Origin of the sequence: Streptomyces sp. NPDC089919 (assembly GCF_040684615.1) — a bacterium.
In the GTDB taxonomy this organism is placed as follows: Bacteria; Actinomycetota; Actinomycetes; order Streptomycetales; family Streptomycetaceae; genus Streptomyces.
Map to the genome: position 1 here is coordinate 1 of NZ_JBFBGK010000187.1, position 7,020 is coordinate 7,020.

The following is a 7,020-nucleotide window of genomic DNA, read 5'->3' on the forward strand; positions in this document are numbered from 1 at the left end:
TCCGACAGGATCGGCGGGTGCGGCTCCTGGGCGGGGCCCAGGCCGAAGTTGCGGAAGCCGGTGGCCGCACCACGGGGGCGGGGCGGGGGTCAGCCGATGCGGATCAGGCCGGCGGTGGCGGTGGCGGGGTCGAGGGCCGCGGAGCCGGTGTACGTGGCGGTGTAGCTCAGGTGCAGCAGGACCGTGAGGACCGGGGCGAGGCCGCTGCAGGAGGCGGTGCCGGCCGCCGAGGTGACCGCGGTGCAGACGGCCGTGGACCCGACGGTGAAGGCGACGGTCGCGCCGGCCACCGGCCGTCCGGTGGTGGTGTCGGTGAGCGTGGCGGAGAGGTTGAGGTTGATGCTCAGCTGGCCGGGGGCCAGGGTGAGCAGCAGCGGTGTGGCGGTCAGCTTGGTGGTGTCACGGCCGTAGGTGTAGCGGTCGGCGGGCCCGGTGGCACTGGTGCCGGCCGGGGTGGTGACGGTGACGTCGACCGTGCCGGCGGTGCTCGCGGCAGGGGCCGTCGCCGTGATCCTGGTGTCGCTGACGACGGTGAACGACGTGGCCGCGACGGTGCCGAAGGAGACGGCGGTGGCGCCGGTCAGGCCGGTGCCGGTGAGGGTGACGGCCGTACCGCCGCCGGCCGGGCCGCGGGCGGGCGCGACGGCGGTCACCACGGGCGCCGGCTTCTGGTAGGTGTACTGCCCGGCGGACAGGGTGCGCCCGGCGGCGACGAGGGCGACGCCGACGGTGCCGGCCGCGTGCGGCGGCGCGGTCGCGGTGACGGTGCTGCCGTCGACGACCGAGACGTCGGCGGCCGGGGTGCCGTCGAAGACCACGGCGGTGGTGCCGCCGAGGTGGGTGCCGGTCACGGTGACGGTGGTGCCGCCGGTCGTCGGGCCGTGGTCGGGGGAGAGCCCGGTGACGGTGGGCGGGGCCGCCCGGCCGGCCGTCAGACCGACGGGGCCGGTGCCGGTCGGGACGACGGAGGTCACGGTGTTCGTGGCGGTGTCGATCACCGACATGCTGTTCGCGCCGTTGTTGCTGACGTAGACGTGGGCGCCGTCGGGGGCCATGGCGGTGGCGGTGGGGCGGGTGCCGACCGGGACGGTGGCCACGACCGTGTCGGTGGCGGTGCTGAGCACCGACACCGAGTTGGCGCCGCGGTTCGCGACGTACGCGTACCGCCCGTCCGGGGTGAGGGTCACGCCCCGGGGGAGTGCCCCCACCGGTACGGTCGCCGCGACGGTGTTGCTGGCGGTGTCGATGACCGTGACGTTGGCCGTGTCGTAGTGGGTGACGTACACCCGTCCGCCGTCGGGGGAGACGGCCAGCCCGGCCGGGCTCCGGGCGCCGGCGGGATCGGGGACCACGGCGCTGACGGTGTGGGTGGCGGTGTCGATCACGGACACCGAGTCGTCGGCGAAGTTGGCGGCATAGGCCCGGCTGCCGTCCGGGCTCACCTCGACCGCCATCGGCAGGCCGCCGACCGGGACGGTGGCGGTGACCGTCCGGGTGGCGGTGTCGATCACGTCCACGCTGCCGGGGTCGTCGAAGTGCCCCACGTAGGCGTGCGCGCCGTCCGGGGAGAAGGTGACGGACCACGGGTACGGGCCGACGTCGATGGTGCCGGCCACCGTGTTGCTCGCGGTGTCGATCACCGAGACCGTGCCGCTGCCGTTGTCGGCGACGTACGCCTGGGTGCCGTCGGGCGACAGGGCGACGTACTCCGGGGTGCTGCCCACCGGGATGGTGGCGACCGGCGCGCCGGCCACCGGGTCGTACGCGGTGACCGAGCGGCCACCGGAGTTGGCGACGTAGACCAGCGGAGCCGGGGCGGCGTGCGCGGGTACGGCCGGTAAGACGGCGCCTATGGTGCCGAGGACCGTGGTCGTCAGCGCCATCGCTGCGCCGCGCCGCAGCCGGCGCAGCCGTCTGTGCGGCGCGGGTCGGCTGGCTGGGGCCAGTGGCATGGGTTCGCCTCTCGGGGGAGCCTGTCCGGATGCTGTCGCTCCGGCGTCGACTCAGGCTATTCACAGTTACTTTGATGACCCTCCCGATGTCTGATTGTGTGTTCAAGTGATCGATTGGGATCGGGCGCGGGCCCCGGCGTCTGCCGGGGCCCGCGTCGTTCCTCTGAGGTCCGCTCCTTGCGGACGGGTGTTACGGCGTGGTGTTCACGTCGTAGCTCGTGTTGTAGGACTCGCAGTGCACGACCGAGCCCGGGCGGGCGGAGGGGCCGTCGCCGATCACCGGGACGGGCGGGTCGATTCCCCACGGATTGCCGCCGTTGCCGCGCCGCATCACGTCGCAGGTGCCGAAGGCGTTGCCGTTGATCGAGTTGACGCCCGGGATGTTCGAGAAGTCCCGCCAGTCACCCTTGCGGATCGGGGAGCTCGACGGACGGCCGAGGTTGTCGGTCATCTTGTCGTCCACGTACAGGTACAGGTCGGGCATGTAGCTCTGGATGACGATGCCCTTGGACGGGTTGCTGTCGGGGTTGTCGAAGAAGCGCATCGGCTTGACGCTGCCGTCCACGCAGAACGCCGCCGAGATGTCCTGCCAGATCGGCGGGGCGCTGCCGATCTGGCTGCCGAAGACGTTGTTGCTGCCGCTGTTCTTGAAGAACATCGAGTAGACGTCCCCGGCGAAGTCCTTGATCGCCTGGTTGATCCGGAGGTCGCCCTGGACGGTGTTCATCCAGGCCTTGACGTTGTCGTTGACGTAGCCGTTGGAGATCATCGAGCGGTAGCCGTGCACACCGCCGCCGATCGCCTGGAAGTCCACGCAGGTGTTGTCGGAGTTCAGGCGTCCGGAGCGCAGGTGCGGGAAGTACGCCTGACCCGGGGTGTCGCCGTCCGCGAAGGGCTGGGCCCGCAGGGAGTGCCCGTATTCGAGGGCGTCCTGGGTCGTGTAGTCGATGTAGGGCTTGGAGATCCCGTAGTCGTCCTGGATGGCCGTCATGATCTCGGTGAGGAAGTGCGGCAGGTGGGCGTTGCCGACCCGGACGCGGTAGCCCGTGGACTCACTGCCGGGGATGATCTTCCCGGTGCTGTCGTCGACGAGGAAGCTGACGTCCACATCGCTCTTGATCTTGTAGCTGTTCTCGTTCGCCAGGGCGACCGAGGCGGGCTGCGAGGGGTCGGGCCGCTTGTTGGACATCGCCATCCAGACCGGGATGGACATGGCGGGCGCCGAGCCGTCCGCGGTCGGGGCGTGGCCGCCGGCGCGGATGTCCTGGAACCACCGCATGGCCGCGTCGTAGGTGTGCTGACCGGCGCACTCGCTCACCAGTGAGCTCGTGCAGGGCGGCACGGCCGTGATGCCCTTGCGGTCCGCCTCCGGGTTGTCCCAGCGCGGGCCCATGTAGGCCAGGCCCATGCCCCAGTTGTAGAGGGTGGTCATGGTGCGCAGCGGAGTGTAGACCTCCGAGGGCATGTTGGAGTTGAGGTCCTGGTTCGGGTCGAAGATCGACGCGGCGGTCAGGGACCGCTCGACGAGCCGGGCGGTCACCGGCTGCACCGCGACGGCGTCGAAGGCGATGTCCTCCTCACCGGTGCCGTCCGGGGCGAGGGTGGACAGCGAGACCTTCGGCTTTCCGTTGAACATGTACGCGCCGATGGACACCCAGCGGTTCTTGGTGCCCTTCTGGTCGACCAGCCGGGTCCGCTCGCCCTTGGACGTGTACACGGTGTACTGGGCGTACCGGGTCTGCGCGCCGTGGTCGGGCAGGTGCACCCAGACCCGGGCGGCGCCGTTGACCGCGTTGTTCAGCGTCCAGGTGCCGGTGGTCTTCAGCCGCTGGCCCTTGAGGTCGTCCTTGCGGGTGTGGCCGAAGTAGAAGTGGCCGCCGAAGCCGGCGCCGAGCTGGTGCAGGTCGACCTTGGCGGGCCACTTGGTGCCGCAGGTCGGGCAGTCGGTCTCACCGTTGCCGAAGTCGAAGGCGAAGGTGCCCTGGTTGGTCCAGGCGGCGTTGTCGCAGTTCGGCCGGACCGAGGGGGTGCCGGCGGGGACGTCGTCGATGACCATGGCGCCCGAGGGCAGACCACCGGTCGAGACGGTGCAGACGGGCGGGTACGCGGTGCCGTCCGGCTCCTCGGCCCACGTGGTGGGGAAGCGGACGAACTCGTTGCCGCAGGAGTAGTCGCAGTTGGTCTTCCACTGGACGGACTCGTGCCACCAGCACTCGTAGTCGGCGTTGGAACACGGCCCGGCGTTGGGCTTGTTCGCGGCGCTGTCGCTGATCCGGGCCGGGTCGCACTGGTTGGCCGAGGTGCAGAACAGCGTCTCCGGGGGCTTGACCTGCGCGCGGTTCTGCACGGCCGAGCCGGTGATGGTGGAGTCGCCCGAGGTGCCGTTCCACCAGGCGGCCCGGAAGGCCGGCACCAGGGTGCCCGGGGACTCCAGGTACGACGGCGGGTGGCCGGCGAAGCCGAGGACCTTCTCCTGGTACGGCCAGTCCTGCGGGTGCGCGGCGTCGGCCGCCTCCTCCGCGCCGTACGCGTTCTCCATGAACGGGGAACGGCCGGCGTCCCACTCGGGGTTGGCGGGGTTGTTGGCCCAGCCGACGCCCCAGGGGCCCGAGCCGGTGTTCTCGTGGAAGCCGGAGTTGTACGCCCAGAGGGCGAAGGTCCAGTTCTCCAGGCGGGCGGGGTTGCCGTTGTTGATGGTCAGACCGGCGCGGCGGGTGGTGTTCCACTTGTCGACGAGGATCTGCAGGCCGGCGGCGACGTTGGCGGTGTAGTCCAGGGCGACGGCGCGCTGCTTCTGGTAGTCCCAGGCGGTGCCGCCCTTGTCGCCCTCCCGTCCGGCCAGCCGCATGTGGTCGGTGACCTGGGTGATGCCGTAGCCGCAGTCGGCCTTGGCCCAGTTGACGTCCCAGTCGTTGCCGGTGTCCCCGTCGTACAGGTCGATGCCGTAGTAGTTGCCGATCAGCGGGTTCGCGGTGACGCCGGGGACGGCGACGCGCGAGGCCTGCCACATGTTCGACTCCTGCGCGGTGACGCCGAGCATCACCTGCGCGGGCACCAGGCCGCCGCCGTCCAGGACGGGGCGGGGGAAGAGGGACTGCGGCTGGTACGCCGGCATGCCCAGGTTCTTCCAGTTGGCCGGGCGGCTGATGTGGTTGTTCATCAGGCCCTGGATCGCCATGTCCACGGCCCACTCGACCTGGCGGGGCTTGGGCTGCATGGCCTGGTTGCGCGGGTCGTTGCGCGGGACGGAGCAGATCCGCTCCGACTCCACGGTCTCGTCACGGGTGCCGTTGACGGAGAGCGCCTTGGCACCCGCCGCCTTGGCGCCGGCGGCCGGGGACTTGCGGGCGGCCTTGCCGCCGGAGGGGGCGGTCAGGGCCGGCGAGCGCCGGTCGCCCTCGTCGATGCGGGCGCTGGAGCGGCGGCCCGGCGCGAGGGTGAAGGCGGCGGTGCGCCCGCTGTCCAGGGCGGTCAGCTTCACCGCGACCGGACGGGCCGCGGTACCGCCGGGGGTGACGAGCTGTCCCTTGCCGTCGGCCCAGCGGGTGTCGGTGAGGGCGGCCTCGCCGAGGGTGGAGGCCTGGGTGGTGCGCGGGGTCCGGCCCAGGGTCTTGAAGGTCCGGGGCAGCCGGACGCCCGCGACCGGCCGGGCGGTACCGGTCAGGTAGACCGTGCCGGCCGCGCTGTGGGTCAGTCCGGTGTCGGTGAGCGGCCCCTCGGCGAGCAGCGTCGCCTTGGTGCGGCGGGCGTCGGGGGTGGTGATCCCGGCGGCGGAGATCCGCTTGGCGCGGGTCTTCGCGGGGGACGTGGGTACCGGGGCACCCAGCGCGGCCTTGGCTCCGCTCGTCCCGGGCGTCTTCGCGGCCGGGGTCCGTGCGGGGGTCTTGTCGAGCGCCTTGTCGAGGAAGACGATGCCGCCGTCGGCGTCGGGGGTCAGCTGGTAGGGGACGCCTTCCGTCCTGAGCAGCGACTTCCGGGCGCCCTTGGCGTCGATCCGGACGAGCTCGCCGCCGGACGCGCCGACCACGCTCCCGTCCTTGGCCGGTACGGAAGAGGTCACCTGCCCCGCGGTCACGATCGGCCGCGACAGCCGGCCGGTGGCGGTGTCCAGGGTGAACAGCCGGGTGGCCGCCTTGTCCTCGCCGCCGGACTGGGTGAGGACCGCCGTCTCGCCCACGCCGCAGCCCGGGTTGTAGCGGGACAGGGAGGCCTGGAGGTCCAGCTTGGTCACCGCGCCGGTGGCCAGGTCGACGACGGCGGTGAAGCCGCCGCGGGCCATCAGCTGCGGCTCGTTCGTGAAGGTCCGGGGGGCGTAGACCACCACGGCCCGCTTGCCGGAGCCCGTCACGCAGGCGTTGCCGATCCACGAGTCCGCGTCGAAGCCCGGCTCGGACAGGGTGGCGGTGGTCTGCCAGGCGTATCCGTCGCGCTCCCGGGCGGTCAGGAGGTGGAAGCCCTGGGCGTCACCGCTGGTGGTCCAGGCCAGGTCGCCGGAGCGGCGGTAGTCCGCGCCCAGCAGCCCGGTGCGCTGGGCGTCCGGCACGGTGTCCGGCCCGGCCGCCGCCGGGGGCTGTGCGGCCGGCACGGCCGGGTCCGGACCGGCGGACCGGGCGTCGGCCCAGGCGGCGGCCGGTATGAAGCCGCCCAGTACGACGCTCACGGCGAGCGCCGCCAACGGCGCCCGCGGATTTCTGCGTGATCTCAACACGATTCCTTACGGCACAGGGAGTTCCGGTGATGCGGAACGCTTTTCGTGAACCCGATTGCGGGACCATTGAAAAGGCCGAAAAGACGGCTCCGGTGCCGTGGGACGTCCCCAGTCATCCCGCGCGATCGCTGGTGGGACGGGGTGAGATGGCCGGGACCCCAAGTAGCGGCCGGAATTTCGGCCGGCCGGTGAATTTCTGCCGAGAGGGCGCCGGCGAAGGTTCCCGGGAAAGGGGGAGTGGGTCGTCGTCACCGTGGTGACGACGACTCACCTCGATTGTGGGCGGCGGCGGGGCGGCCGGCGCGGGGGCCGCGTCGATGGGCGCGTTGCTCGGCGCGATGGCCACCCGTGGGGTAGGGC

At 72.0% G+C, this 7,020-nt stretch carries 2 protein-coding genes; both read right to left on the reverse strand.

All coding sequences use genetic code 11. From position 1 onward, the window contains the following. Window positions 1-89: 89 nt before the first annotated feature. Window positions 90-1,952, reverse strand: coding sequence for an IPT/TIG domain-containing protein (locus tag AB0O40_RS37025; RefSeq protein ID WP_365050532.1), 1,863 nt, complete (start codon window positions 1,950-1,952; stop codon window positions 90-92). 190 nt (window positions 1,953-2,142) lie between these two features. Further along, window positions 2,143-6,657 carry a hypothetical protein gene (locus tag AB0O40_RS37030; RefSeq protein WP_365050534.1) on the reverse strand — a complete coding sequence of 1,505 codons (4,515 nt, stop codon included), beginning with the start codon at window positions 6,655-6,657 and terminating at the stop codon, window positions 2,143-2,145. Between the last annotated feature and the right edge of the window lie 363 nt (window positions 6,658-7,020).

Coding starts and splice junctions, on each gene's coding strand:
- AB0O40_RS37025 (WP_365050532.1), bottom strand. CDS start 1,952: ATGCCACTGGCCCCAGCCAGCCGACCCGCGCCGCACAGACGGCTGCGC.